Source organism: Plectonema radiosum NIES-515 (genome assembly GCF_025753815.1).
In the GTDB taxonomy this organism is placed as follows: Bacteria; Cyanobacteriota; Cyanobacteriia; order Cyanobacteriales; family Nostocaceae; genus Hassallia; species Hassallia radiosum_A.
Window position 1 is genome coordinate 1 of record NZ_JAOWRF010000109.1, and the last position, 25,815, is coordinate 25,815.

Annotated in this window: 22 protein-coding genes and 2 pseudogenes; 12 read left to right on the plus strand and 12 right to left on the minus strand. The window is 41.2% G+C overall.

Annotation, left to right across the window (positions count from 1 at the left end; genetic code table 11):
- Positions 1-307: 307 nt before the first annotated feature.
- The gene (locus OGM63_RS07345; protein ID WP_263744853.1) at positions 308-1,951 is read right to left on the minus strand and encodes a glycosyltransferase family 39 protein; all 1,644 of its coding nucleotides are present in this window, start codon (positions 1,949-1,951) and stop codon (positions 308-310) included.
- 264 nt (positions 1,952-2,215) lie between these two features.
- Here OGM63_RS07345 and OGM63_RS07350 point away from each other — a divergent pair, with 264 nt between their 5' ends.
- Complete coding sequence (locus tag OGM63_RS07350; RefSeq protein WP_263744854.1) at positions 2,216-3,460, plus strand: glycosyltransferase; 1,245 nt, start codon at positions 2,216-2,218, stop codon at positions 3,458-3,460.
- Between the two features lie 518 nt (positions 3,461-3,978).
- Here OGM63_RS07350 and OGM63_RS07355 read toward each other — a convergent pair.
- The 3 genes from OGM63_RS07355 to pirA all read right to left on the minus strand — a co-directional run bounded on the left by OGM63_RS07355 (position 3,979) and on the right by pirA (position 7,078).
- A complete protein-coding gene (locus tag OGM63_RS07355; RefSeq protein ID WP_263744855.1) occupies positions 3,979-5,226 on the minus strand; it encodes a hypothetical protein in 1,248 nt (415 codons plus the stop codon).
- A gap of 150 nt (positions 5,227-5,376) precedes the next feature.
- Positions 5,377-6,564: a family 10 glycosylhydrolase gene (locus OGM63_RS07360; protein ID WP_263744856.1), complete on the minus strand. Its 1,188-nt coding sequence runs from the start codon at positions 6,562-6,564 to the stop codon at positions 5,377-5,379.
- 358 nt (positions 6,565-6,922) lie between these two features.
- Complete coding sequence (gene pirA, locus OGM63_RS07365) at positions 6,923-7,078, minus strand: arginine synthesis PII-interacting regulator PirA (RefSeq protein ID WP_263744857.1); 156 nt, start codon at positions 7,076-7,078, stop codon at positions 6,923-6,925.
- Positions 7,079-7,197: 119 nt separating this feature from the next.
- Here pirA and OGM63_RS07370 point away from each other — a divergent pair.
- Both OGM63_RS07370 and OGM63_RS07375 read left to right on the plus strand, forming a co-directional pair.
- A pseudogene (locus OGM63_RS07370) lies at positions 7,198-7,389 on the plus strand (SAM-dependent chlorinase/fluorinase); the annotation flags it as partial.
- Positions 7,390-7,395: 6 nt separating this feature from the next.
- Positions 7,396-7,572, plus strand: a pseudogene (locus OGM63_RS07375) (SAM hydroxide adenosyltransferase); the annotation flags it as partial.
- Positions 7,573-7,614: 42 nt separating this feature from the next.
- Here OGM63_RS07375 and OGM63_RS07380 read toward each other — a convergent pair.
- A complete protein-coding gene (locus tag OGM63_RS07380; protein WP_263744858.1) occupies positions 7,615-8,016 on the minus strand; it encodes a nuclear transport factor 2 family protein in 402 nt (133 codons plus the stop codon).
- Between the two features lie 320 nt (positions 8,017-8,336).
- On the opposite strand from OGM63_RS07380, the gene OGM63_RS07385 reads away from it, so the two are divergent.
- Positions 8,337-8,990 carry a DUF2301 domain-containing membrane protein gene (locus tag OGM63_RS07385; RefSeq protein WP_263744859.1) on the plus strand — a complete coding sequence of 218 codons (654 nt, stop codon included), beginning with the start codon at positions 8,337-8,339 and terminating at the stop codon, positions 8,988-8,990.
- Positions 8,991-9,000: 10 nt separating this feature from the next.
- Positions 9,001-9,684 (plus strand): ElyC/SanA/YdcF family protein, encoded by a 684-nt coding sequence (locus OGM63_RS07390; protein ID WP_263744860.1) that lies wholly within the window; start codon positions 9,001-9,003, stop codon positions 9,682-9,684.
- Positions 9,685-9,734: 50 nt separating this feature from the next.
- On the opposite strand, the gene obgE is transcribed toward OGM63_RS07390, so the two are convergent.
- From obgE to OGM63_RS07410, 4 genes are all read right to left on the minus strand, one after another.
- The gene (obgE, locus tag OGM63_RS07395) at positions 9,735-10,763 is read right to left on the minus strand and encodes a GTPase ObgE (protein ID WP_263744861.1); all 1,029 of its coding nucleotides are present in this window, start codon (positions 10,761-10,763) and stop codon (positions 9,735-9,737) included.
- An 18-nt stretch (positions 10,764-10,781) separates the two neighbouring features.
- Positions 10,782-11,999 (minus strand): RNA-guided endonuclease InsQ/TnpB family protein, encoded by a 1,218-nt coding sequence (locus OGM63_RS07400; protein WP_263744862.1) that lies wholly within the window; start codon positions 11,997-11,999, stop codon positions 10,782-10,784.
- On the minus strand, positions 11,986-12,588 hold the full coding sequence (locus tag OGM63_RS07405) for an IS607 family transposase (RefSeq protein WP_263744863.1): 603 nt from the start codon (positions 12,586-12,588) through the stop codon (positions 11,986-11,988). The genes OGM63_RS07400 and OGM63_RS07405 overlap by 14 nt, the downstream gene beginning before the upstream one ends.
- Before the next feature lie 154 nt (positions 12,589-12,742).
- Positions 12,743-13,414, minus strand: a complete 672-nt coding sequence (locus OGM63_RS07410) for a Mo-dependent nitrogenase C-terminal domain-containing protein (RefSeq protein WP_263744864.1) — start codon at positions 13,412-13,414, stop codon at positions 12,743-12,745.
- A gap of 157 nt (positions 13,415-13,571) precedes the next feature.
- On the opposite strand from OGM63_RS07410, the gene OGM63_RS07415 reads away from it, so the two are divergent.
- From OGM63_RS07415 to OGM63_RS07425, 3 genes are all read left to right on the plus strand, one after another.
- Complete coding sequence (locus tag OGM63_RS07415; RefSeq protein WP_263744865.1) at positions 13,572-13,748, plus strand: hypothetical protein; 177 nt, start codon at positions 13,572-13,574, stop codon at positions 13,746-13,748.
- Positions 13,749-14,004: 256 nt separating this feature from the next.
- Positions 14,005-15,114: a hypothetical protein gene (locus tag OGM63_RS07420; RefSeq protein ID WP_263744866.1), complete on the plus strand. Its 1,110-nt coding sequence runs from the start codon at positions 14,005-14,007 to the stop codon at positions 15,112-15,114.
- A 123-nt stretch (positions 15,115-15,237) separates the two neighbouring features.
- The gene (locus tag OGM63_RS07425; protein ID WP_263744867.1) at positions 15,238-17,064 is read left to right on the plus strand and encodes an alkaline phosphatase family protein; all 1,827 of its coding nucleotides are present in this window, start codon (positions 15,238-15,240) and stop codon (positions 17,062-17,064) included.
- A gap of 159 nt (positions 17,065-17,223) precedes the next feature.
- Here OGM63_RS07425 and OGM63_RS07430 read toward each other — a convergent pair whose 3' ends face one another.
- From OGM63_RS07430 to OGM63_RS07440, 3 genes are all read right to left on the minus strand, one after another.
- Positions 17,224-17,706, minus strand: coding sequence for a BON domain-containing protein (locus tag OGM63_RS07430; protein ID WP_263744868.1), 483 nt, complete (start codon positions 17,704-17,706; stop codon positions 17,224-17,226).
- A 431-nt stretch (positions 17,707-18,137) separates the two neighbouring features.
- Complete coding sequence (locus tag OGM63_RS07435; RefSeq protein WP_263744869.1) at positions 18,138-19,973, minus strand: peptidoglycan D,D-transpeptidase FtsI family protein; 1,836 nt, start codon at positions 19,971-19,973, stop codon at positions 18,138-18,140.
- Between the two features lie 102 nt (positions 19,974-20,075).
- Positions 20,076-20,750: a hypothetical protein gene (locus OGM63_RS07440; protein WP_263744870.1), complete on the minus strand. Its 675-nt coding sequence runs from the start codon at positions 20,748-20,750 to the stop codon at positions 20,076-20,078.
- 448 nt (positions 20,751-21,198) lie between these two features.
- Here OGM63_RS07440 and OGM63_RS07445 point away from each other — a divergent pair, with 448 nt between their 5' ends.
- The 4 genes from OGM63_RS07445 to OGM63_RS07460 all read left to right on the plus strand — a co-directional run.
- Positions 21,199-21,423, plus strand: coding sequence for a hypothetical protein (locus OGM63_RS07445; protein ID WP_263744871.1), 225 nt, complete (start codon positions 21,199-21,201; stop codon positions 21,421-21,423).
- A 757-nt stretch (positions 21,424-22,180) separates the two neighbouring features.
- The gene (locus tag OGM63_RS07450; RefSeq protein ID WP_263744872.1) at positions 22,181-22,564 is read left to right on the plus strand and encodes a hypothetical protein; all 384 of its coding nucleotides are present in this window, start codon (positions 22,181-22,183) and stop codon (positions 22,562-22,564) included.
- 220 nt (positions 22,565-22,784) lie between these two features.
- Positions 22,785-25,073, plus strand: a complete 2,289-nt coding sequence (glgB, locus tag OGM63_RS07455) for a 1,4-alpha-glucan branching enzyme (protein WP_318528419.1) — start codon at positions 22,785-22,787, stop codon at positions 25,071-25,073.
- 231 nt (positions 25,074-25,304) lie between these two features.
- On the plus strand, positions 25,305-25,815 hold a 511-nt coding region (locus OGM63_RS07460; protein ID WP_263744874.1), incomplete at its 3' end, for an IS607 family transposase.

A 25,815-nucleotide genomic window follows, 5' to 3' on the forward strand; every position in this document is an offset into this window, starting at 1 on the left:
GATTAAAATCGCGGCTAAACAAACCAAGTCCGCCTACGCGGACTAAGATAAAATCGGGGGTTCTGTAGCCTGCGTCGGCAGGATTAAAATCGCGGTGAAATAAACCAAGCCCCAACGATTAAAATCGCGGCTAAACAAACCAAGTCCGCCTACGCGGACTAAGATAAAATCGGGGGTTCTGTAGCCTGCGTCGGCAGGCTTTGTTCTGGTAGCCGCGACTTACAGTCGTCAGGGCTTCTAGATTATTGTTTCTCCAGAGTAATAGAAGACGGATAATTATCAAAAAACGGACATGCTCATACCAATTCTATGTGAGGTTGCGCTTTTTAGTTAGTTTCCAAAGCTGGAAATTTTCGGGATAAATATTCTTTTCTATCTTGTATTTCTGCTCTTTCTCAAGTTTATATTCCAATACCTTTAGGGGAGGATTGTAATAAGGATTGTAGAAAAACACATCACTGAAAGTATTAGGAATTTGGGGGAAATTTGACTCTTTCACCAACAGAAGCCGCACTTTTGGATCGAGCCGATGGGAGAGAGCCATTTCATCACCCAGAGGCCAGGTTCCTTCACAGGAAGTAATCAAAAGTGGCTGGGGAGTTTGGTTGATGATCCCAACCACTTGGGGAGTATAAAGGTTCAGATTTTTATACCACCAAGTCTCTGTTTGAGAAATGGTCGCTATTGATATGACTCCGGCTGAAATTAGCGTAACCATAACAACCTGCCAAAGCTTTTGTGTTGCAATGGTGAGGGAGGAAGAAAAAATTTGAGTTGCTAAAAGATAAGAAACAGCTAGCTGAATACCTAAATAACAAGGAATTAAATACCGAGGGACTTGCGATCGCACTCCCCCAGAAATGAAATCTGGTATTGCTAAAGGTAGCGCTGTCATTCCAATCAATGTTAAGACAAACAACCAAATTTGCTTTGGAGACTTACGGCAGAGAAAATAAATTGAATATCCGACAAAAATTAAGATAAAAGGACTTGAATATGCTACTAATAATTTCAACCAAGAGCCTTCAGCACCACGTATGGTATCGTAGTTAAAATCAACAAAAAAATAGCTAAGGTTAACAATCCAGTTTTTAATCAAAAGTAACCGACTTAATTTAACTTCACCTGTCCAGCCTGTTGTTTTATTAATTTGAGCCGATTGACTAAGAATAACTATTAGCCACGGTGTGAAAGCCAGAAACCCCACTAAAGACGCAACTAGATAACCAATTACCTTCTTAGTTAATCGAAAGCGTTCAATTGCAAATACATAGGCACCATGAGCAATTGTCAGGAACCCAGAAAACAGAAATGTATACAGCCCCAATGCCACAGTTACTGCATACATTAACCAACTAAGCTTTGTTTGCACTCGCATTGCCCGTAGTAGTGTTGCGCTTGATAACAAAGTTGTTAGACCCCACAAACTATACTCCCGCGCTTCCTGTGCGTACAGCACATGAAATGGTGACACAGCTAGCAGTGCAACTGCCAGCGATGCGACGAGGGAGGAGTTAAATAATTCCAGACATAGCCAATAAATGCAGGGTAATGCCAGCACGCTAAATAGGGCAGCCAAACTTCTGGTTACTGCAACTGAACTACCAAACCATTGCACCCAAAATCGCGTCATCACGTAATATAGCGGTGGATGCTGAGGGTCTTCTAGTGCTAGAGATTTAAGAGTATCTGTTAAGGTTCTTTTAGGAGTGGGATGCTGATATTTTTGTAAATCTTCAACACCAATTTGTTGACCATTGCAAAGTTGCGCGATCGCTTCTTTTTCTGTGTAACCAGAAATCCGTAATGAGGTAAAAGTCTCGTCGAACCAGTAAACTTTTCGGTCAATATTGACAAAGCGAAAAAATACACCTAATGCTAATATAACAATCAGTAAAAATCGTAAACCTTTCGGAGGAGGCGCCCAAACAGTCGGTAACTTGCTGTTCATATACTAAGTCCAAGAGCCATTTTATACAAAATAATTTGACAGAATTTGTATTTGGCAATTAAAAGCTTAGTATAAAGAATAACGATAAATTTTTAATTATCCTTTTGGTTAAAATAGAAAAGAGAATTTTTAAAGTTAATTTGTCGCAAAATAATATTAATTTTCGCATATGTCTTTTGGGAGAAAATCTTGAGCATGAACTCTACATAGCTTTCTTCAAGGATAATTACTAAGAACACCGTTTCCCCATATAATCATTTCTGCATGAGTATGATTGAACCTGATTCACTTTTGTCAGTGCCAACTGGTGCATTACAGATTCCTGAATTACCTCCAAATACTGTGGATGCAGGTAGTGAAAACATCCTTTTGTCTTTGGTGATTCCCACTTACAAAGAACGAGACAATATCAAAAACGTTGTCAGTATATTGAGCCGACTGCTAGATGAGTCTATCCTTGGAGACTACGAGTTAATTGTAGTGGACGATGATAGCCCAGACCGCACTTGGGAAGTTGCCGAGTCTCTGACGCAAGAATATCGGCAATTACGGGTGATGCGTCGTCAAAATGAGCGGGGGCTTTCAAGTGCAGTGATTCGCGGCTGGCAAGGGGCAAGGGGACGGGTTTTAGGAGTAATTGATGGGGATTTGCAGCATCCACCAGAAGTGCTGTCACAATTGTTAGGCGCCATTCAAAAAGGTGCAGACATGGCAGTAGCTAGTCGTCACGTAGACGGTGGTGGTGTAAGTAAGTGGAGTTTTTTCCGGCGTTTCTTGTCTCGTGGTGCTCAGTTGTTAGGGTTAATTATTTTACCGGATGTACTGGGTAGGGTATCTGACCCGATGAGTGGTTATTTTATGGTACGTCGAAATTCCATAGCAGGTGTGACGCTTAATCCGGTAGGATACAAAATTCTCCTTGAAGTGATTGGACGGGGTAAAGTGCGCGAAATTGCTGAAGTTGGCTATGTGTTCTGCGAGCGTGTTAAGGGTGAAAGTAAAGTCACGAGTAAGCAATATATAGACTACATACACCACTTAGTACGGTTAAGGCTGACAACAGGAAGGTTGGGAAAAATCAGTCAACGCATCAATTTCCCTGTTGCTCGATTTCTCCGTTTTGGCTTAGTGGGACTCAGTGGAGTAGTTGTAGATATGACAATGCTTTACCTGCTCAGTGACCCAAGTACCTTGGCTTTGCCTTTAACTCGCAGTAAAATTATTGCGGGTGAAATTGCGATCGTCAATAATTTCTTGTGGAATGATGCTTGGACTTTTGCGGATGTCTCTAGTGGGCAGCACGAATGGGGTCAATGGATGAAGCGATTTTTGAAATTCAACTTTATTTGTCTTGTTGGTTTGGTGTTGAATGTACTGGTGTTGAATATTGTGTTTAATTTGATTATACAAAACCGCTATATCGCAAATTTGATTGCGATCGCTGTTGCTACCGTCTGGAATTTCTCGGTTAACCTCAAGCTCAGTTGGCGCGTGACCCAAGTAAAATAAAATATGTTCGCGTATCTGGTGACAAAAGAACGATCGAGGATGAAGTAAGACCTTAACCACAAGCACCTAAATTTATTTATGGTGCAGAGAAAAAGCACATCTGATCATTTCTCCGGGGGTGGGGTCTTATATCGTGGGAGCGCAAATCACACATCCCTGGTTGACTGACGCAAAAACTCTCCCAAACTCTCCCAAACTCTGCGTTCTCTGCGTTCTCTGCGGTTCGTTTCTTCATCATTCTGCGTAAGTCCTAATATTGTAGACACCTTCCACGCTTTACCTCTCTACGACGGTAGGTAGATTTTTATTGCTGTTCATTAGGCATCTCCAGAAATTAATTATGCGTTGCCCCAAACCCTTGTAGAGACTATTCTGTGCTACGTCTCTACATTCTTTTTTAGGCATCTCCAAAAAAAAGAATGTAGAGACGCGATCGTCCGAAGTCTCTTGGGGTTTGGTTGACGCATATTTAATTTTCACGTCTATGTCTATTAAACGGACATGATATTACTTTATCCTTAATCATTCAAATTATTAGAATCTTGAGGGTGTCCACAATGTTTACAATTTGGCAAATTTTTGTAAGTAAGATTGTGGCAGTTTTGGCATTCAACGTATTGATAATAACCGCAGTGCGGACAGTAAACATCATGGTGCTGAATTTTCTTAGCACAATTGAGACAGCGTGATTTTTGAACTCTGCTAGCTGCCTGGACTTTAGGATTAAAGACAATTTTTTGGAGAAACTTGATAATTCCAAAACCAATAAGTGGAATCAGCAAGACATAAACATAACTAATTAAGAAAAGTAAACCCCCAAAAAGGGTGCTAACGATATCAAAGATAAACTTAAATATGGCGCCGATTTGCAGAAATTCAAATACTTTTAGTAATAGCGGTATAAAAAAGATAACCAGCAAATGCCAGCTAATTAGTGAGATGAGTCCATATCCTCTTTTTTGAGCAAATTTATAACTTGATAAAGCAACAACAATCAGCGGTAAAAGAAATAGAGACTGAAAAGCAAGCTGAATGCTTGGATACCAAAATGAAGCTTGCTGATAACCCTTTTCAACTGCCGTAAATTTATCGTTATCCTTAAGTAAAGCTATAAAATTAACACTTTCTGGTTTTGCAAGCAGTACATTTTTCAGATTAGAAATTTCATTTTTCAGATTAGAAATTTTTCTGCTATTTTGGTCTAACTCCTGTTTGGCTTTTTCAGCACGAACTGAATTAATTGATTGCTTTGGAACCTGACCTGCTATTTTTTCTAAGAGCGTTGAGTCATATTGAGCGCGAATATTACTATTGGTTTGTTCAAGTGAACTAATGTCTGCTTCTTTCCGAACAATGGTTTTGATGATTTGCTGCTTCTCATCGGAATTTTTAATCTGATCTTTGTCGGTTGCATAATTCAGGCATATTTCAGAAACCTTACCTAAATGTCCTGCTTGTGGTTGTTGATAAGTTTGCTGTAATGATGGTAGCTGAGTGTTATATGTTAGTGAAAGCTTTAAAATTTCATAATCTTTATCTTTGGCAGTTTCTGCCCTATAATTTTTCCACTCGGAGTAACATGGATAAACCTGAGTCGGGTTCAGATGCCATTTGCTAATATCATCCAGCCCCGTAAAAACATTAATTAAAATAAAAATATCAATTACAATAATGACAATCAAGCTCACTTTATTTAGTGGTTCGTTGTTGATTGTTCTTGAATTACTAAAAAACTGACTTAAAAGACGACGTATTCTAGCAAGCATATTGTTTTCTAAGTAAAATATTCATCTCAATTTTTTTCCCCCAGTACTTTCGCGATTAATTGCTTAAATGTAGAAGCTATATATTAAATCGAACGTATTTATTCGTGGGGTTTCATAAGTGTCCTCATCCGAGCGATCGCAGCTGCCTTCTTAATTCTTATTTGTAATTTTTTTGATTGTAGCAGCAGTTTCTTCTGGTTTTCCTGTTAGGGGAAAAACTAAAATACTCTTGATTTTGGTGTTATTAACCAATTCTTTTAAGTGATGTAACTGGTTATCTGTAATCGCAACTCCAGCATAATTTTCGGCATAATTTAATTCTTGTTTGAAATTAGCATCGTTATAAGCTTGAATGAAAACTCGATCTACCTTCCAAGAAAGCCAATCAGCTGCAAAATAACGTTTAGCCCAATAAGGGTTATGATGACAAAGATCGAACCTAACTTTGGGGTTAGCATTTTTCATGTCAGCGATCATTTGCTGCACAAAATTAGTTAAATGAGCGGTGCGATCGACTTTACCGGGTAATTCGGCATAATAACCTAAATAATCATCCCACTGAACTGCATCGATAGTTGGATATTTTTGGACAAATTCTACTAAAATTTTCTGGAAAAAATTAGCAACTTCTGGACTCTCCACATCCAAAACATACTGATCGATTCCAGCATAGGTTTTATCGACCCCAGGCACAATCCATTTTTTGGAAATTGCCAAGTCAAAGATCGGACTATTTTTATCTATTTTAATACCTTTCTCAAAATAGGCGTGAACTTGCATTCGGTGTTTGTGTGCCTCGTCAATCAACCAATCTAACCATCGCTCTTGAAACTGATTGGGACAACTTTTATATCCGAGTGTTTGCTGCATGACAACGCTATTGTACATCGTGCAACCATTACCCCACACTCCATGAATAATCGTATTAATTCCTTGAGCGTGATAATAACGAACTCGTTCACGAATTGTTTGTTCGTCAGCATTATTAGTAATTTGATATCGACTTAAATAAATCCCTCTAATTGCTTTTTTATCCCAAGGAGTTTGAAGTAATGGTAATTTTTGGGGTGTTAGGGGTGATAGTGAGGGTTGGGGACTAGGTGTTGGTATGGACGTCGGGACAGTTTCGGTCTGGGGAAGTTTTGCTTCTTTTTCAGGTTTGCTAGGAGCAGGAGTCATCTGAGGAGTGGCAGCTTGTTGGATATTAGGCAAAAGTTTGATGATATTTTTGAGATTGCCTAGATGGATCAACCACCAGTAACCACCCCCTAGAATAACTATAATTAATGAGATTGGAACACTTGAACATCCACATCCACTTGCTTTTTTGGGTGACATAATAACAGGGAGCAGTGTCCCAAAGTTAGCTGCTAAAAATTAAGAGCATAAATGACAACGATAATGCTCTCCATACTTCATCTGCTTCAGTATATATACTGACTATAATTATAGCTTGAGATTGCTTTCATTCACAAACCGGAGATGATCAAACAACCTACGGTTTAAGAGAAATTTGACGCTGCAATAGACAAATGTCGTGAAAATGAATGTAGAGACTACCAAGTGCTACGTCTCTAGGGGTTGTGGATAACGCATATTTAATTTTCAAATAGGTTGTCCAATGGTAATAAAAAAGTAAAACCCGCTTTTGCGGGTTGTTGATCGAGAAATAATTCTTTACAATTGTGACGCTTGTTTAACCTATATACTTCATTTCGGCTTCGAGTTGACGTACTAGCTTTTCGTCACCTTTGACTCTAGCTACTTGCAAGCGATGTTCTAGATTTTTTTGCAGATTTTGGTGATGAGTTTCTTCAGCTTGTTTTGCTGCTTGCATTCTGTGATTAAGCATAAGTTTTACCTGTTAAGTGTTTGCTTTATATCTTCATTTGCTAATATAACACAATTTTCGTAACGTAGGCTACAGAAAAATGTGGTTTTCTATTGATTAATTGATATATTTTTTGGAAGATGAGTCAAATTACATTACTCAGCGATTTTGGCGATCGCTTGAAGGTGTATGTCGGGGTCATGAAGGGAGTAATCGCCCAAATAAACCCAAAATTAAGCGTAATAGACTTAACGCACCAAATTCCCCCGCATTCCCTCGCTGCGGCGAGATTTTGCTTCATGAATGCTTCTGCTTATTTCCCAAATAAGACAGGTTGTGAAACTTACGCTGATGTGCTTTCTTGGGATGCGATCGCTTTAATTGGCAGTCACGGCTGGGTAGAAATTGCCATCAACAGCGGTAATGCACAGTTACAGTTACAGTTACAGTTGGCAGATGCGGTAGTTTTTTTGAGCAATAAGAACCCCGACTTCTCTAATAAGTCGGAGTTCTGAATCTTTGCCTAAAACCTTTATCCTAACTAAGACAATGAATAGTCAGGCTTCCGGTGTTCGCTGGAGCGTCTCGTTGGACAATGGAGGTGGACAGACTTCCATGGTTTGAATCAGACCATGCTCAATGGTGAAACGATGACCAACGTGCTCCGAAGCAAGAACGGCTCCAGCCAGGTCGCGCACGACCTGATGCACCGAGACCAAAATACGCCCGGCATCCTCTGGGTGAAAGGAAACCGGCTCAACGTGCGGATTGATCTCGGACCATTGCTCTGGAAAGTTCGCGCGGACTTCTTGATGTCCACGGACAAAACCGCCTTTGAACGCTTTCGGCCAAGCCACGTCCGGAGTCATGGTGGCGAGGGCGGCGTCAATGTCTCGCGCGTTGAAGGCAGCGTACGCCGCGCGTAGCAGTTCAATTAGGAGTGCAGGTTGATCTGGCACTCCTAGGTCTGGTGAAGGACATGTAACAGAGCCTAACAGAGGATTAGGTTGCGCCCAGCGCAAACTAGCGCCGCCGCCGCGACCGTCCCTGCGTCGGCAGGGGGCTTGCCTCCAGCCTATACTATCTTAGAAACCCAATTTGTTGATGCTAGCTTCGGTTGAAAGGTCGTAAATATTTTGAGAAGTAATACATATAATTGGCAATTTACAGAGTTGTTACTGATATACTTCTCCAGAATCAAAACTAAATAACATCAATGAGCAAAAAAGTGGATAATCTCTCCTAGCATAGGAAATATAGATTCAAATCCAAGATTGTTATGACTCTAACAGAATCGCCACCATCCGTTTATCAAGGTCAGTTTGGCGAATTTACAATTAATCAAAGCGATCGCAAAAGCGTAATTATCTATCGCACTGCGTTAATGGTAGCTGCACTCAGCTTTGCGATCGCCAGCGCTTTGATTTTACTCAACAACAACCCAACTACCATCCAAGCAATTACACCTTTGTATACTGTCTTTTGTCTTGCTCTGGGTGTAAGTTTACTGACTATCCATATCTACTTAGCACCGCTGCACCGAACTTTACAACTTTTCTGGCTGATTGGTTGCATTTCCTCATTTGTATTCGGGCATTTTGACAGTCAACCTTTTGCAGTCACAGTTTACACTCAACCCCTGAGTTTATTGGGAATTGGTTTTATCTTTGCGGCTTTAACAGGTATATATTTCAAAGAAGCTTTTTGCTTCAATCGGCTGGAAACAAAAGTATTAACCTTTACAGTGCCGATACTGTTGCTGGGACATTTAGTAGGTGTTTTGCCAATTCAAGCAGAACAAGTTTTATTAGGAATTTGGGCAATTTTGTTTCTGGTATTTGCCTTGCGGAAAGCTGTGCAAGAAATTCCTGCGGATATTGGGGATAAATCTGTGTTTGCTTATTTGAAAGCAGAACGCACATCAAAAGCATAAATACAGCTTAATGTCAACAAAGAAGCGTCAAAATCAACAAAAACCAAAAATTCGGCTGCTAAGACGTCAAGAAATGTGGACGCTGACAGCGCAGGGATGGGTAATAGCGATGGGTGCGATCGCACTCGTAATATTTTTCAGCATTACTCATTTATACCCGTTTCTTGCCGTCACTTCTCCCATCAAAACCGATGTCTTGGTAGTCGAAGGATGGGTAACAGACTACGCAGTAGAACAAGCATTTACCGAATTTAAAAGCGGTTCCTATCGACAAATATTCACAACAGGAGGTCCGGTTGAAAGAGGATTCTATCTAGTTGAATATAATAATTTTGCGGCAATTGCCGGCGCAACTTTAAAAAAGCTGGGTATGCAACCAGAAAAAGTGACAGTTGTATCGGCACCGGATGTAATTAAAGATCGGACTCATGCATCTGCGATCGCACTTCGTCAGTGGCTAGCTTATTCAAATTCCCCGATAAAATCACTGAATTTGTTAACCTCTGATGCCCATGCTCGCAGAAGTTGGCGAATATTTCAACAAGTACTTGCCCCAAAAATCAAAGTCGGAATAATTGCCGCAAAACCAGTAAATTACAATCCAAATAAATGGTGGATTTCTAGCGAAGGTGTGCGAACAGTCATTTCGGAAACTATCGCTTATATTTATGCCCTGTTTATTAATTGGCAGTGAGGACTGAAGTCCTCAGATTATTAAGAAAAAGGACTGAAGTCCTTAGTACGTTATCTCAACACCTCCACTTGTTCTGCCACATTAAGTTCGTCAAGAAGTCGCCAAATTTCCTGTAACATTGGCTGTAAACCAGCGCCGGTCACAGCGGAAATCAAGAAAACTGGTGCAAAGGATAGATGATTAAGTTCCATAGCTAAGGCTTCCAAATCTACAGTTTCGCGATCGACTGCATCAATTTTGTTCAGTGCCAAAACAAGCGATCGCTCCGCTAAACCTCGTCCATAATCTTGTAACTCTTTCTTAATCGTTTTATATTCGGCGATTACATCTTCACTGGTAGCATCGATCAAATGCAACAGTACCCGTGTGCGCTCAATGTGACGCAGAAAATCGTGTCCCAACCCCGCACCACCAGAAGCACCTTCAATCAATCCGGGAATATCAGCAAAAACTGTACCATCCCCCGTTGGTTTTCGCACTACACCCAAGTTTGGAATCAAAGTAGTAAACGGATAATCGGCAATTTTCGGACGTGCTGCTGACAAAGCTGATATCAAAGTTGATTTTCCTGCATTCGGTAGTCCAATAATTCCCACTTCTGCCAAAAGTTTCAACTCTAAGCGCAGTTGCTTTATTTCTCCTGCTAATCCGGGGAGAGCGTATTCTGGAGCACGGTTGCGATTGCTCAAAAAATGTTGATTTCCCAAGCCACCTTTACCACCTTTAGCTACCACAAAAGTCTGGTTTTGCTTAATTAAATCTGCCAACAATTCCCCACTTTCCGCATCATAAATAGCCGTACCGCAGGGAACTTCGACATTTAAATCCTTACCATTTGCACCGGTGCAGTTATTTGGTCCCCCACGCGCTCCATTTTCTCCCGCAAAGCGATGGTTGTATCGGAAATCTAGCAGAGTTTGCAGATTTTCCACAGCCGTGAAAATCACCGAACCACCGCGTCCCCCATTTCCACCAGAGGGACCACCAGCCGGCACATACTTCTCCCGACGAAAGGCAACAATACCATCCCCACCTTTACCCGCTTCAACTTCAATGTTTGCTTGATCGATAAATTGCATAATCTAGTCCTGATACTTTTAACCTGGACATCTTTGAACATCTAAGACATTCTCGATATCTAGTACAACATCACCAACAGAGTTAGTGAAGGTGGTATCCCACATCGCCTTCAGGAAAATCCCGACGGCTCCATTAAAATCACGCGGTATTTCGTAACCGCACTTTGGGCATTTAAAGTTCTTAGAACCACCAAGTTTTCTATGAACATGACCGCATTTGGTGCAAGTCTTTGAAGTATATTCTTCAGTTATTCTCACCCATTGGGAACCGTAACGGAAACACAAATGCTCTAGGGTTTGAGAAAACTGATAGAACGCCCAAGTCATCATTGCTCGTGCTGTTTTGTTTTTTAACTTCCGTTTCTTTTTAACAACCATTTCGGAAGTTTCAAAAGTTGGAAGCACAATTATATCATAGTTACGAGCAAGATAAGACGCTACTTGTTTATGGCACTCGGAACGTAGATTTTTAATTCTTGTTCTAATTCGTTCCATAGCTTGACGTAGCTTGTAACGTAAACGCTTAAAGCTATGCCCTTTAGACTTATCGTGCTTTGATTTAAGTTTGTCAAGATGAGAACAAAGTTTAGCAATTTTGTTAAAATCTCCGTTCCCAAACTCTAAGAAATCACTCCCATCAAAGCCTGTAATAAATGTTCTAACACCAGGGTCTAGCGCTATTACTTTGTTGGTAACTTTACTTGTAACCTCGCACTCAACCGGGAAATGAGCAAACCAACGACCTTTATTATAGGTCAATTCCGTAGAGCCATCTGTTAGAACACAAAACTCTTGCCCCTTAAATTCTGGCTTTGGTAGATGCTTTGTGGTAGATACCATCCATGTACCATTCTTATAAGCCGTGGGGTCAAATTGAATTGTAAGTTTTTGGTCGCGGACACTACGAAACTTAGCTATTTTCAATCCCGCTTGTGGATGAGGTTTCTTGTTTTTACCCTTTCCTATAAAGCTAGGGTTTTTTGCGGTTTCTGACCAGGCTTTATACGCTTCCATTGATGCGTTATCTAGTATTTTAGATACGTTCAATTCGTTACACCATTGAGGAATTACTCCAGTTGCTTTAAGCATTGTCCTAAAACCCATCTTCCCGCCTTTATTACCTATCTTCTCAAATTTTTGATTTTGATTTAAGTAAGCAATAGAGATGTTATATACTTTCCGAACCGCAGCAACCCATTTTTTCCAAATAACAGCAAGTTTTTTACTTGGGTACACTCGGTAACTCACTGTCTTCAGAGATTTGTTTTTTGTACTTTCTAAGTCCGTACAATCTACAGCTAAATACGTGGACGATGGCAAGAATATCCTCGACCATTTCTCGTTCTGGGCTGAGGTTTTTTTGGTCGAGAACCAGTATTTCAGTCTGCTGTCTATTGCAGAGCCATGCGATAATATCGAACCCAAAGCGGCAAAGCCTATCTTTGTGGGCAACGACAACAAGTTTGATAGTGTTGTTGAGAACTCTGTCCAGTAAGGCTTGAAGACCTTTTCGCTTGAAGTTGAGTCCGCTTCCGATGTCGGTGATAATTTCCGCATCGGGATAACGAGACTTAAGAAAGTTAACTTGTTGAGATAGGTCAGCTTTTTGACTGCGGCTTGAAACTCTGGCATAAAGGACGGTGATTCGTTTGTCTGCGGGATTACCAGGTCGAACAGGGACAATTGAATCGAGCTTGTATCTTCTTTGACCACCTTGGGTAAAAATTCCTTCGATTTTCCCCGTTTCGAGCCACCTTTCAAGCGTTTTGGTACTGACTCCAAGTTTAGAGGCAGCAACTCTTGGTGGTACATAATTAGTTGACATCTCGCTTTTTTAAACTACTTCTTAAGTATAGTCTAAAATGTCCAAGATGTCTAATATGTCCGAAGATTTATTGTCCTATCTTTAACTCTGTCATTTATCATTTGTCATTTGTCGTTTATTCTTAAACCAATGACCATTGACAAATGACTCCTAATTAAATATAAGGTGAAACATCTTCACCGCAATCATCTGCTAGATAGGAAAGGGCACGAAAACGCAAACCCACAAGCTGTTCATAAAGTGGATTGATTTTACACATCGGTGGAATGTGAACTATTTTCCGCCCAAAGAGATTGACATCGCGCTCAAAGGGGCATTGGGAAGGTATCATTTTGCACAAAAAGCGGGCTACTCTGGGGTCGTGAATCTTCAGTTGGTCTAGCCACTGACGCATCGCGTGCAATGCATCAAGTTGCTGTTTTGTCAAATTGCCGGAAGGAGTCTGTAGTTGCTGTGGGTGTTCTATAGTGTAGCGCAGCGCTTTAAGTAATTCCTCTGGCTGCCCCAAAAGGAGGCAGAACTGATGCAAAAGGTCGTCTTCACTGGGAGAATAAATTCCATCAGCGATCGCTACCATCACCGCTGTACGTAAAAAATTTTCCGCTGCTGTTGTATTTTTACCCAACACCGCAGCTAATTCCTCTGGTTCAATTGGCTCTAATGTGTCAAACTTGATTTTCGGTGCCAATTCTTTGTCAGTGATATTAGCAATTAATTCTTTTTCTTGGGCATCAAAGTTACCATCTGCCCACGCAACTGTCAGTAATCCGCGCAGCCAAGCGGCAATTTGTTCGTTGCTATAAGGAGATTGGACAGCACCTTTCATAATACTCACGCTTTAAGCTACCTTACTTTTATATTAAGCCCTCAGGCTACAAGAACAAAGTCCCCCTACCGGGACTTTGAGTCTTTCAGTCCGCGTTCTAGTAGCGTGTCGTAGACAAGACGGACTTTGTTTTTGCTACGCAAGAAATCAATATCAGATGCATGACGAATCCCCCGCTCCCTATCCCCACAGAGATGAGTACATTGAAGGTGGGGACTTCCGCGACACGTTAAACTATAATTTTTCAATTGCTATCTTTGGAACGATAAGTCAGAGCTATCAAAGTTTTATTCAAGCGATCGCTCTCACACATCCTACTTTAAACAATTTTTGAGAATCTTTATATATAAACCTACCACGATTTCTTAACCAATTAAAACTCTCCGCCCCTCCGCCCTTACTTTGCGCTACTCTGCGTTTAAAAAAAAATATAATTACTCTCAGCCCTAGGCATATACTTGAGATTTTCCAAGCGAACGAGTATGATAAATAGCATTCTTAATGCTAAAATATCTCAAGTAAGTATTTGCTCAGTAGTCAAATACATATAATTAGACTCGGCTAAATTACAAGGAATTCAGGTATAGAGAATGTTTTATTTTGGCATTGAGCATGAAGTCGCTTTCCTCAACAACGAAGGAAAATTTGCTGATTTTTCGCGGACAAAATTCGCCGATTTTAATCAAATTGTTGAAAGATTACCCACATACCCCAGCGACTATCCCCAATTGCGTGTCGGGGATGCTGGTATTAAAGAAAAAAGATGGTATATTGAAGGGTTTGAAAGATTTAAAGATTCGGAAAATTTCATCGAATGCGTTCCTAAAGGTATCGAAATCAGAACAACGATAAATTCAACTATTCAAAACGCTATAAATGAATTATCGGAAAGTTTTCGCTTATTGTGTGAAGGTGCTAGTAGCTTCGGTTTTTCACCAGTTTTAGTCAGTTTTAATCCATACTATGCTGTTTTTGAGCCACAACCTCCATTAAATGATTATGAAATAAAAAGACGACAGGCTTCTCCTGAAAAACAAACAGCACACATTCCCATGTTGACTTATGGTCCTGACTTAAATATATCAGTTAGCGGGTTATCTACTGAAGGTGTAATTGATATTGGCAAAAAGTTAACTTATTACAGTCCTTACATCGTTCCGTTTAGTTATAGTTCTCCTTTTTATCAAGGTACTTTGTGGGATGGTTTATCGGTAAGGACATTTATTAGAACCGGAAAAAGACCAGCGGTGATGGTATTTGTAGAAAAACGCGAACAACTGATTGATAGCGTACCTTCATTAACCAAAATAGCACGCATCCCCGCAGAAGTTGGGAGAATTGAATTTAAGGCTTTTGATAGTTGTGATGATTGGAAAATTTATGCCGGTTTGCTGGCATTATTAAAGGGTTTGGTGTTAGATGAAACTCTGTTGGGTAGAGCAACTGTACCCGATGCGGAGAAACATCAAATATCCGCAAAAGAAGGTTTTGACAACGAAGATATTTTAGCGATCGCTCTTCAAGTTTTGCAAGCATCTGAAATTGCACTCTTAAACGATCCTGATGTTCAGTTGTTAGCACCACTAAAAGTTATGCTGCAAAAGCGCGAAACACCAGCTCATAAACTAATTCAGGTTTTTAACCGAGTCGGTTCCATAGAAGAAGCACTCTTGCAAAGTTATTTATCCACCAAAGTTTAAATTTAGTCTAGAAATGGCTTTTAGGAATTTCTAGAAACAATTCCGGAAAAATTGCATAATTTCAACTATTGACTTAGGGCAACTTCAGTATAAAATCTTCATGTTCTCACGATCCGAGAAGTTATGCGAATTTTTACCCACAGTCATCGCTGGTTAATCTTAATTTTATTTGTAATTGCACTTGTGGCTGCATGTAATCTAGTTCAACCAGCAAAACAACATAATGTAGTTATTTTCGTAGCGGATGGGTTGCGTCCGACTTCGATAAATTCTATGGATATGCCTACATTGAATGAAATTAGAGAACAGGGAGTAACATTTGTCAATAGTCACTCGTTATTTCCGACTTTCACCACTGCTAATGCGAGTGCGATCGCAACCGGACATTACCTTGGTGATACTGGTGACTTTAGCAATACTATCAAAGTTAGCACCCCAGTTAAAAGTGCCAAAAACAGTTTAGTACCTTTCCTCGAAAATAACGCCGTTCTCAGGGAAGTTAACAAACAGTTTGGGAAAAACTTTATCAACGAAGAAAGCCTACTCGCAACTGCGAGAAAAGCAGGTTTCAGCACTGCTGCCGTGGGGAAAATTGGACCCGTTTTAATTCAAGATGTCACCCATCAAAAGGGTGAACCAAGTATCATTTTTGATGATGCAACTGGCACACCTACAGGCATTGCCTTAAGTGAAGAAATTACCCCATTGTTAACCAAAGCTTTATTACCAACAGCGACTCCATCACGGGGAGCAAATGGTAAACCAGGTGATAGCAAAACAAACGGTACGAAAGTTGCCAATACAGAACAACAACAATATTTTGCTGATGTCACAACTAAAGTAATTTTACCATTATTTCAGCAACGGAAAAAACCTTTTGTCTTAGTTTACTGGTCGCGTGATCCCGATGGTACACAGCACAACCACGGTGATAGCCTTAACCAAATCGTTCCCGGTATCAACGGTCCGACAGTTCAAGCAGCACGTCAAAATGTTGATAATAATTTAGCGCAAATTCGTACTGCACTCACAGATTTGGGTTTAGAAGCGACAACAAATATATTTGTAACGGCTGACCACGGCTTCTCGACTATTAGTAAAGAAAGTAAAACCAGCTATGCGAAAACCCTTGCTTACTCAGATGTGCCAAAAGGGTTTTTACCACCTGGTTTTGTCGCGATTGATTTAGCGCATGACTTGAAGTTGTCTTTATTTGACCCAGACAATAAAAACGCGCTGATTAATCCCATCAAAGGAGAGTTTTCTAAAAATAGTTTAATTGGCAAAGACCCCAACAACCTAGATATAATTGTTGCAGGGAATGGCGGTTCTGATTTAATCTATTTAACTAATGTCAAAAATAACAAAGTTCTTGCCCAAAAAGTCGTAGATTTGCTCTTGAAACAAGATTATGTCAGCGGTTTATTTGTTGATGATACATTAGGTTCAATTCCCGGTACATTGCCTTTTAGTGCCATCAAATTGCGAGGAACAGCGCGAACTCCTCACCCGTCGATTGTAGTTAACTTTCGCTCATTTGATACAGGTTGTGGTAATCCGACAGCGTGTGGAGTGGAAATAGCGGATACAGCTTTGCAGCAGGGACAAGGAATGCACGGAAGCTTCAGCCGTGCCGATACTTACAACACAATGGCAGCTATTGGTCCAGATTTCAAGCAAAAATATCAAGACACAGCACCAACAAGTAATGCAGATGTAGCCCCAACTTTAGCAAAAGTGTTGAAGTTGAAGTTACCCGCTCAAGGTAAGCTAGTTGGTCGGGTGTTAACTGAAGCTTTAACTAACGGTGCCAATATTAAGTCTGGGTCTCAAACTTTAGAATCTCAAGTTGCTGCGAATGGTTTAAAGACAATTCTTAAATACCAAACAGTGGGAGGAACTCGTTATTTTGATACGGCTGGTTTTCCGGGTCGCACTCTTGGGTTGTAATTAGTATTTTGTAGTCAGGGCTTCAGCCCTCTAAATTATTGTTTCAGCCCTCACTACCTTCTCAAAAAAACAGGACTTACATAAATAAATGTAAGTCCTAATAAATTCTGATTTTGAGATGTATAGCTCAAAATAAATTACTAAAGCTGTGTAGTTCTACTACGGTTTTGCGCTACCAACTTTTGCTTCCACTTTCACGCTTTTTACACCCTTGACTTCTTTAACAGCGGGTTCAATTTTCTTGATATCCGCTTGAGATGGTACAGTTCCTGTAACGGTTACAACACCATCTTTGTCTTCAACTGCTAACTTGCTGCCGGGAATTTTTTCTGTTAGTTTACTGTTGACTAAGCTTTTGGTGTCGGTTCCACCTTTCATCGCGTCGCCATTTTTCATCGCGTCGCCATTTTTCATCGCGTCGCCACCTTTCATCGCGTCGCCACCTTTCATCGCGTCGCCACCTTTCATCGCGTCGCCACCTTTCATCGCGTCGCCACCTTTCATCGCGTCGCCAGTCGTCTGAGAAGCTTCTTTTGCTGGTGCGCCAGTTTCAGTCTCTGAACCAGTTTTAGTAGCTTGTTGACAGCCAATAGCACCGACTAACAAAACGCCGCTGACTAGAAATGGAATTAGCTTTTTCATTTTTATCTCCTAATTGAGCAGTTGAGGCGATTAATTGACTTATCTGAGATGTCGAGGAGCGAATCTTAAAAAAACAATTAAAAGTGAAATGGCATAAGTGCTGACTAAGGCACTTATATTGTCGAAATTGAACCTACAACAACTTCTAGATTCATTGTGTGAGGTTGTTTCTAGAAATGTGAATTCGACTTCGGTTGTGGCTACCCACGGCTAGGGTAACTATAACTATAAGGGTTGGCTGTCTGTCTATCAACTTGGCTTTAATTCAAGGGTAGACTTTGCCGTCCCACAGCGGTGATTTAAATGTTACCAGATTTGGGCGCAATTCGCACATCCGCGCTAAAAATTTAATATTGTATTCAAGTCGGCATCTCTAAAAAGCGGTGAGAAAGAATAAATATTTCCCCCCTGTCCTCCCTGCCCCCTTGACTCTAGGGACTAACAGGTGCCGAATTAACTGGTGTACTTGGCGGAATTTGTTCAATCGGAATCAGCGCTTCCATTACCGCTTTAGCAATCGGTGCAGCGACGGTGGAACCAAAGGCATTTTCTCCTTTTGGCTCATCCACTAATGCCAAAACTACATAACGAGGAGATTGCACCGGCAAAATACCGACGAAACTAGTGATTTTCGCATTGCTGAGGTAGCCACCGGCGCGACTGGCTACTTGAGCCGTACCAGTTTTACCAGCGATGCGATATCCAGGAATTTGTGATGCTTTGCCAGTTCCTTGAGAAACTACAGTTTCCATCATTTCGATCACTTTTTGGGTTGTGGCGGTGGAAAAAATTTGCCTTGGTGCTGGTAAATTAGGTGAATAATGCATATGTCCTTTGGTATCAACCAGCCCACGGACTACATGGGGTGTAACCAGTTTGCCACCATTTGCTAAAGCTCCGTGCATTTGTACCAATTGTAAAGGTGTTAAAGAAAAACCTTGACCAAAGGATGTAGTTGCGGCTTCAATTGGTGAGGCGGTAAATTCTTCTTGGCTTTTTAACTGACTACCTACTTCAAAAGGCAAATCTGTTTGAATACCTTGCCCTAACCCTAAACGCTCTAACCAGTTGTAGTAGACTGAAGGCTGCAATCGCTGAATGATTTGCACCATGCCAATGTTGCTAGAGTGTTGGAGAACCTGAGCGATGTTTATTCGCCCGTAACGTTTATTTTCAGCATTTTTGATAATTCGGTCAGCAACTTGAATAGAACCTGGGTCATTGAACGTATCATCTGGTTTAATGACGTTATTTTCGAGAGCGATCGCCACATTCAAAGGCTTGAAAGTCGATCCCGGTTCATAAAGATCCGCCACTGTCCAGTTTTTGAACAATGAAATATCAGCTTTTGAATATTCATTTGGATTATAAGTAGGTTGAGAAACCAGGGCAAGGAGCGAACCATCCCATGCATCCATAACAATTACCGCTCCGCGTTTTGCCCCAAACTTTTTCATCTGTTCTTTAAGAGCTAAACGAGCCGAGCGTTGTAAGCGACTATCAATCGTCAGTTGCAGACGTAAATCATCAAAATGCAAAAATCCTTCCGGAGCATGATCTGGCATTAGCGCACCATTACCTGCCCGACTCATTCGCACCGTTTGCCCAGAACGTTCTAACAACTTTTCTTGACTATATTCCACACCTGCCTGACCGCGACGGTCAAGATTAACATAGCCCACCACATCAGCAACCAAATCTTGTTGCGGGTATAGTCGGGAGTATTTTTGAATTAACTCCAAGCCATCTAAATGTAAAGAAGAAATGCGATCGGCAAGTTCTTCTGGCAAAGCAGAGGAAAGTAAAATACCGCTTTTTTTACTTTGAAAAATTTTCTCTAAATCAGCAGCGTCTTTATTTAATACTGGCGCGAGTTCATTTGCTATATTTGACCCAGACTTATTAAATAGCTTGGGATGAGCATAAACAGTATACACAGGACGGTCGAGGGCTAAAACATTATTAGTGCGATCTATCACTGGGCGACGGGGCATAAAAGGTCGCAAATTCACCATTTGCTGGTTTCGTGCCTTCTGCGTTAACTTTGGTCCTCTGACAATTTGCAGCTGATACAAGTTCACACCTAAACCCAGACCTGCCGCAACTAATATGCCCCACACTACAAACAAACGGGATTTTGTCTTGGGTGTTTGGTTTTGGGTGCTAGAAGCAATTTTTTCTATAGCTTGCACTGAAGCCTTTTGCTGCTTTTTGAATCCAGATGAAGGCAAATTTCTAAATTTTATTCTGCTTGGTGACTTTCGCATTCAGCTTGTCCTTTGCATGTTTGGAGCGTTGATGGTTGATAGTGGGCATTTCCCCTTTCCCATGAACCCCTCAACAAAATTCCCACTAACCACTAACTGACTTTAATATCCCAGCCCAGAGCCGCTTTGCTGCTGTGTTTGAGAATTTGGCATTGTTGTTGGCGATCGCAAAGCATCTTCAACAGAAGGCATTGAGTTGAGATTCTGAGATGCCGGATTGATGAAAATCGCCCTACCAGGAGTTGGTGCTACCAGCCCGGTTGATGGTTTTTCGCCTTCTTGAGCCATTTTGTTTTGCAGTACCTCGCTGGTTGTTGTCAACTGTCGGTCTTGACGTTGCAAGTTTTGCAGCTTGTGGTATGCCTGACTCCATAGTTCTTGAGAATAAACTGTCCAACCATAAACTACTAGGGTTGCTGCCACTAACAAAAATGCCACAATTGAGGAATTACGATGTATAGCGTGCAAGCGCAGTAACCATAAAGGTGGTGACTCAGAATTAGGCATTACCGGAACGCGCTCTTGATTTACCCTTGAACTTTTGGCTGGAGCCGAGGAGCCATTTTGCTTTGGTAATTGTTGTTTCCCCAATTGACCTGGTTTTGGCGTAACCGTTTGATTTGTGTTTGAACGCCGTTGTCTTCTAGAGGGCATTGGTGTGGAACCACTGCGCGACCCTGACTCCAAACGCGCAGAAGGCGATTTCCCTGAGGGCTGGGTAATACGCCAGAACCAATTACCCTTTGCTGCGACAGATGATTTGCGACCAATAGCCATAACTTTTGTCGGTTTGTAAATACTATATTTTCGGTTGCTTGTCTGTTGATTGTTAAAGTTTAAATTACATGGTAGAGCAATCAGCACACACAACACGGCTTTATTGAAACTTACCCAGTCTTACCTATGGCAGAATTGAGGTTCGTTTTTCTTGTTCTTGTGCGAACGACTTCCGTCAAAACGAGGGCTAAATACGGCATAACGATTTTTGGTATGATAGCGCGGATTGCTACCAAATTTGCTTTCTCTACCTTCAGTGATAACTTTCTCTTCTTCTTGAGTTAAGACAAACTAATCAAATTGCTCTAGAATACTTACGCTGAACCAAAAAAGAACAAAATATTTGGCATAAATCTGTAATAGGAAGCATTTAAAAAAAAGCAACAAATACGGTATGGTATTCAACAGGCGAAAAATAGTTCTTGCCATAATTGGTGAAAGAGGAGTTATGAAAATAAAAATCTTTGGTTTTGCTGCAATGTTAAGTCTGGCTGCTCTTCTGGGAGCTTGCGACAGCGGCGGTGGTGGTGGTACCAGCGAACCAGCTGCAACTACTTCCCCCGCAGCCGGTGAGCCTGCTGATGGTGGTGCTATGATGAGTCCTTCTGCTACTACTAGTCCCAGCGCTACTACTAGCCCTTCTGCTACTCCTAGCCCGACTAAGAGTCCTTAGATAATAGTCTTACTCGCATTCATCTCACAAAGCAGCTGATTGACAGCGCTCCTCACTACATCACACTTAGTTGAGTAAATTTAAGCGTGCTATCAATCTTCTGGTGGATTAAAAGCTTGGAGCGCCCTGAGAGGGCACTAAAATATTAGTAAGTACAACAAGAGGAGGACACTAGTAAAGACGGTCTTCGCCGCCACTAAGTGTCCGCCCGTGTTTTGTAGTAACCGATAAATTTGTGGTTCAAGATTAAACTGTAAGCCCAATAAATAAGTTGAGTCCAAGAAGTAAACTTACTTTTTCCGTAAAATTATTTACACTCTTTGTTTGGCATGGCTAAATGACTCAATGCTTGAAAGTGAGCCAGCGCGCAGAACAGGGGGTCTTCCCGATTTCCTCGACTGGCTCTCCCGCTGGGTGACAAAAAATTCATCATCACTGGCAATTGCTATTGTGCATTTTCTACAGTCTATTTATGGTACGAATTCAAGGGTGAAGAAGATGTAACGTATGCACAGACTGACATGCGTATTTAGGACTCACTCGCATCGTTACAAAGAATTGGGAATGGAAAGATGACCCGGTAATGAGGCTTGACTTTGCCATATTTTTATGATTGAAGATTTGTGGGTGGAATAAAGGCGCGATCGCCTGAAGACCAACAATGTCAAAGAATACGTAAAGATACTTATAACAAGAGAATTGATTTAGACAAAATTAAGAACAGGAATCCACACCCATACGTGAGAAGATTAGTTGAATGGAAGTATCAATACAAAATAGTGTTGTACATTACATAGAAAATACCCAGATGCGGAGAGTGAAAGCAAAAAAAGCGATAATATTTTTTGTGGTTAGCATCAGCACTAGTGTAGTGGTATGGTTAATTAGCGATTGGCGGGCATCAGGAATCGCATTACCAGAGCCAGACGATACACCCGAAGAGATATTGCGAACAGAGATAATTATAGAAGCGCGATCGCCTGTTGATGGCAAACCCTTAACTGCCAGCGAATATGCAGAACTGCTTACTCAACTCCAAACCAGTCCACCACCAAAACTGACTCCCAAAATTCGCGAACAAGTTTTCTTGCTTCGCATCCGTAAAGCATTATTTCAGATTTTTCCATTTTTAAACTTGTAACGCCAAATTTTTTTTAATCTCCATCACCCACCAGAAAATTCTCCCGCATCTCCTTCTGTGTTTATCTTTCTGTTCATCCCATCTTTTGAGAACAGACTCAGAATTAACTCTGAACTACTAAAAAGGTGACGACAAAATCTGCAAATAAATGTAAAGAATATATATAGATATTAAAAAAGTCTTACCAATCACCATATTTCACGTAGGTAGCTTCATGTCCATGACCACGATCGCTCCAGAACAGGTTAACCGCATCGTTTGGAACCAACATCACGACCCCTTTGAAATACTTGGTTCCCACCTCATCGAACAAAATGGTAAAAACGTCTGGGCTGTGCGAGCCTACCTACCAAATGCCAGTGCAGCTTGGGTAGTTCTTCCTTCTGAACGTAAGGAATACCCAATGGAAGCAGTACACGATCCCCACTTCTTTGAATGCACGATTGAAATCTCAGAACTAGCAAACTACCAGTTACGCATCAAAGAAGGAGAACACGAACGTGTCACCTACGATCCTTACGCCTTCCGTTCTCCAAACTTGACAGAATTCGATTTACACCTGTTTAGCGAGGGCAACCATCACCGCATTTACGAGAAAATGGGAGCGCACGCTGCGGAAATAGACGGCGTAAAAGGCGTTTATTTTGCAGTTTGGGCACCCAACGCCCGCAACGCTTCGGTATTGGGAGATTTCAACAACTGGGACGGACGCAAAAACCAAATGCGTAAAGGTGCCACCGGCGTTTGGGAATTATTTATCCCCGAACTTGGAGTAGGAGAGCATTACAAATATGAAATCAAAAATTTTGAAGGACATATTTACGAAAAATCTGACCCTTACGGCTTTCAACAAGAAGTCCGTCCCAAAACCGCATCGATTGTCACCGACTTAAATAGTTATAGCTGGGGTGACGAAGACTGGATGGAAAAACGTCGCCATATCGACCCCCTCAGCCAGCCGATTTCCGTTTACGAAGTGCATTTAGGCTCTTGGTTACACGCTTCGAGCTCCGAACCACCCAAGCTACCTAATGGTGAAATTCAGCCCGTAGTTACTGTTTCCGAACTGAATCCAGGGGCACGCTTTCTCACCTACCGAGAATTAGCAGAACGACTGATTCCCTACGTCAAAGAGTTGGGATACACCCATATTGAAATGCTACCAGTTGCCGAGCATCCTTTTGATGGCTCCTGGGGCTATCAAGTAACCGGATACTTTGCCCCCACCTCGCGTTTTGGTACACCGTCCGATTTCATGTATTTTGTTGATCAATGCCATGAAAACGGTATTGGCGTGATTGTCGATTGGGTTCCCGGTCACTTCCCCAAAGATGGACATGGTTTAGCCTTCTTTGATGGCTCTCACCTTTACGAACACGCTGACCCCCGCAAAGGCGAACACAAAGAATGGGGCACTCTTGTGTTCAACTACAACCGCAACGAAGTCCGGAATTTCTTAGTCGCAAATGCCCTCTTCTGGTTTGACAAATACCACATTGACGGAATTCGTGTTGATGCTGTTGCCTCGATGCTTTATCTTGACTATTGCCGCAAACCAGGTGAATGGGTGACAAACCAATACGGTGGTAGAGAAAACATAGAAGCAGCAGATTTTCTACGTCAGACAAATCACACTATTTTCAGCTATTTTCCCGGCATTGTCTCAATTGCCGAAGAATCTACCTCTTGGCCGATGGTATCTTGGCCCACCTACACAGGTGGACTGGGCTTTAATTTAAAGTGGAACATGGGTTGGATGCACGATATGCTGGACTACTTCAGCATGGACCCTTGGTTCCGTCAGTTCCATCAAAACAACATCACCTTTAGTATGTGGTATCACCACAGTGAAAACTTCATGTTGGCACTGTCACATGATGAAGTGGTGCATGGTAAGAGCAATATCATCGGCAAAATGCCCGGAGATAGATGGCAGAAACTCGCTAATGTGCGTTGTTTATTTAGCTATATGTTTGCTCACCCAGGCAAGAAAACCATGTTTATGAGCATGGAGTTTGGGCAGTGGAGTGAATGGAATGTTTGGAGTGATTTGGAATGGCAATTATTTCAGCATGAGCCACACCAACAGTTAAAACAGTTTTTCACCGATTTGAATCATCTTTATCGCTCAGAACCAGCTTTATATAACCAAGATTTTGCTCAAGCTGGGTTTGAGTGGATTGATTGTAGCGACAACCGTCATAGCGTGGTTTTCTTTATCCGTCGCGACAAAGATAGTGATGATTTCATTATTGCGGTTTGCAACTTTACACCGCAACCGCATTCTCATTACCGCATCGGTGTACCGGAACCGGGATTTTATACTGAGTTGTTTAATAGTGATGCCCGTCAATATGGTGGCAGCAATATGGGCAATTTAGGTGGTAAGTGGACAGATAATTGGTCGTTGCACAATCGTCCTTATTCGCTGGATTTGTGTTTGCCACCTTTGGGAGTATTGTTTCTCAAGTTGGATAGAAAGAAGACAGCAGAAGTGATGGAATCTTAAGTTTATAGGGTGGGACTATGCCCACCCTATAAACTAGCTATTAAGTACAGCTTTGCGTAAAATAGTATTTTTGTTAAACGCAGAGGAACAAAGGAGTCAGCGCAGAGGGACGCAGACTATTTCCTAAACAAGAGGATCTAAATATGGTTAAGATAGTTATAGAGTACATCTTAAGAAGCTAAAACCCTATACATTAATGTACAATAAGGTTGAAGTGCAGACATTAACCTGATGTACAAACCGCACGAATTTGCTAAAAAACTTGGGGTAACAGTAAAAACATTACAGAGATGGGATACTTCAGGAAAGCTGCCAGCAAAAAGGACTGTTTCTAATTATCGCTATTATACTGATGACGATTTAAGAATAGCCAAGGGATTGCAACCATTAGAAGCAAAAAAGAAAGTAATTATTTATTGCCGCGTTTCATCGAATAATCAAAAACCTGAATTATTAAATCAAGTAAAGGCTATGGAGATTTTTTGTAGCTCCAAGGGACTTGCAATTGATGAAACTATAAAAGAAATTGGCGGTGGGCTAAACTTTAAAAGAAAAAAATTCTTAGTGCTTGTTTCTTCCATTCTTAAGGGAGAAGTTAAAACTTTAGTCGTGGCTCATAAAGACAGACTCTGTAGATTTGCATTTGAGTTTGTAGAAGAATTAGCCACAAGTTATGGATGCGAGATTATTGTTGCTAATCAAGAATCTTTATCTCCCCAGCAAGAGTTAGTAGAAGATTTAA

Coding starts and splice junctions, on each gene's coding strand:
- OGM63_RS07405 (WP_263744863.1), bottom strand. CDS start 12,588: ATGTCAACTAATTATGTACCACCAAGAGTTGCTGCCTCTAAACTTGGA.
- OGM63_RS07445 (WP_263744871.1), top strand. CDS start 21,199: ATGAAAATAAAAATCTTTGGTTTTGCTGCAATGTTAAGTCTGGCTGCT.
- OGM63_RS07440 (WP_263744870.1), bottom strand. CDS start 20,750: ATGGCTATTGGTCGCAAATCATCTGTCGCAGCAAAGGGTAATTGGTTC.
- OGM63_RS07410 (WP_263744864.1), bottom strand. CDS start 13,414: ATGAAAGGTGCTGTCCAATCTCCTTATAGCAACGAACAAATTGCCGCT.
- pirA (WP_263744857.1), bottom strand. CDS start 7,078: ATGCTTAATCACAGAATGCAAGCAGCAAAACAAGCTGAAGAAACTCAT.
- OGM63_RS07420 (WP_263744866.1), top strand. CDS start 14,005: ATGTTTTATTTTGGCATTGAGCATGAAGTCGCTTTCCTCAACAACGAA.
- OGM63_RS07385 (WP_263744859.1), top strand. CDS start 8,337: ATGACTCTAACAGAATCGCCACCATCCGTTTATCAAGGTCAGTTTGGC.
- OGM63_RS07390 (WP_263744860.1), top strand. CDS start 9,001: ATGTCAACAAAGAAGCGTCAAAATCAACAAAAACCAAAAATTCGGCTG.
- OGM63_RS07415 (WP_263744865.1), top strand. CDS start 13,572: ATGCATGACGAATCCCCCGCTCCCTATCCCCACAGAGATGAGTACATT.
- OGM63_RS07355 (WP_263744855.1), bottom strand. CDS start 5,226: ATGCTTGCTAGAATACGTCGTCTTTTAAGTCAGTTTTTTAGTAATTCA.
- obgE (WP_263744861.1), bottom strand. CDS start 10,763: ATGCAATTTATCGATCAAGCAAACATTGAAGTTGAAGCGGGTAAAGGT.
- glgB (WP_318528419.1), top strand. CDS start 22,785: ATGACCACGATCGCTCCAGAACAGGTTAACCGCATCGTTTGGAACCAA.
- OGM63_RS07360 (WP_263744856.1), bottom strand. CDS start 6,564: ATGTCACCCAAAAAAGCAAGTGGATGTGGATGTTCAAGTGTTCCAATC.
- OGM63_RS07450 (WP_263744872.1), top strand. CDS start 22,181: ATGGAAGTATCAATACAAAATAGTGTTGTACATTACATAGAAAATACC.
- OGM63_RS07430 (WP_263744868.1), bottom strand. CDS start 17,706: ATGAAAAAGCTAATTCCATTTCTAGTCAGCGGCGTTTTGTTAGTCGGT.
- OGM63_RS07350 (WP_263744854.1), top strand. CDS start 2,216: ATGAGTATGATTGAACCTGATTCACTTTTGTCAGTGCCAACTGGTGCA.
- OGM63_RS07425 (WP_263744867.1), top strand. CDS start 15,238: ATGCGAATTTTTACCCACAGTCATCGCTGGTTAATCTTAATTTTATTT.
- OGM63_RS07345 (WP_263744853.1), bottom strand. CDS start 1,951: ATGAACAGCAAGTTACCGACTGTTTGGGCGCCTCCTCCGAAAGGTTTA.
- OGM63_RS07435 (WP_263744869.1), bottom strand. CDS start 19,973: ATGCGAAAGTCACCAAGCAGAATAAAATTTAGAAATTTGCCTTCATCT.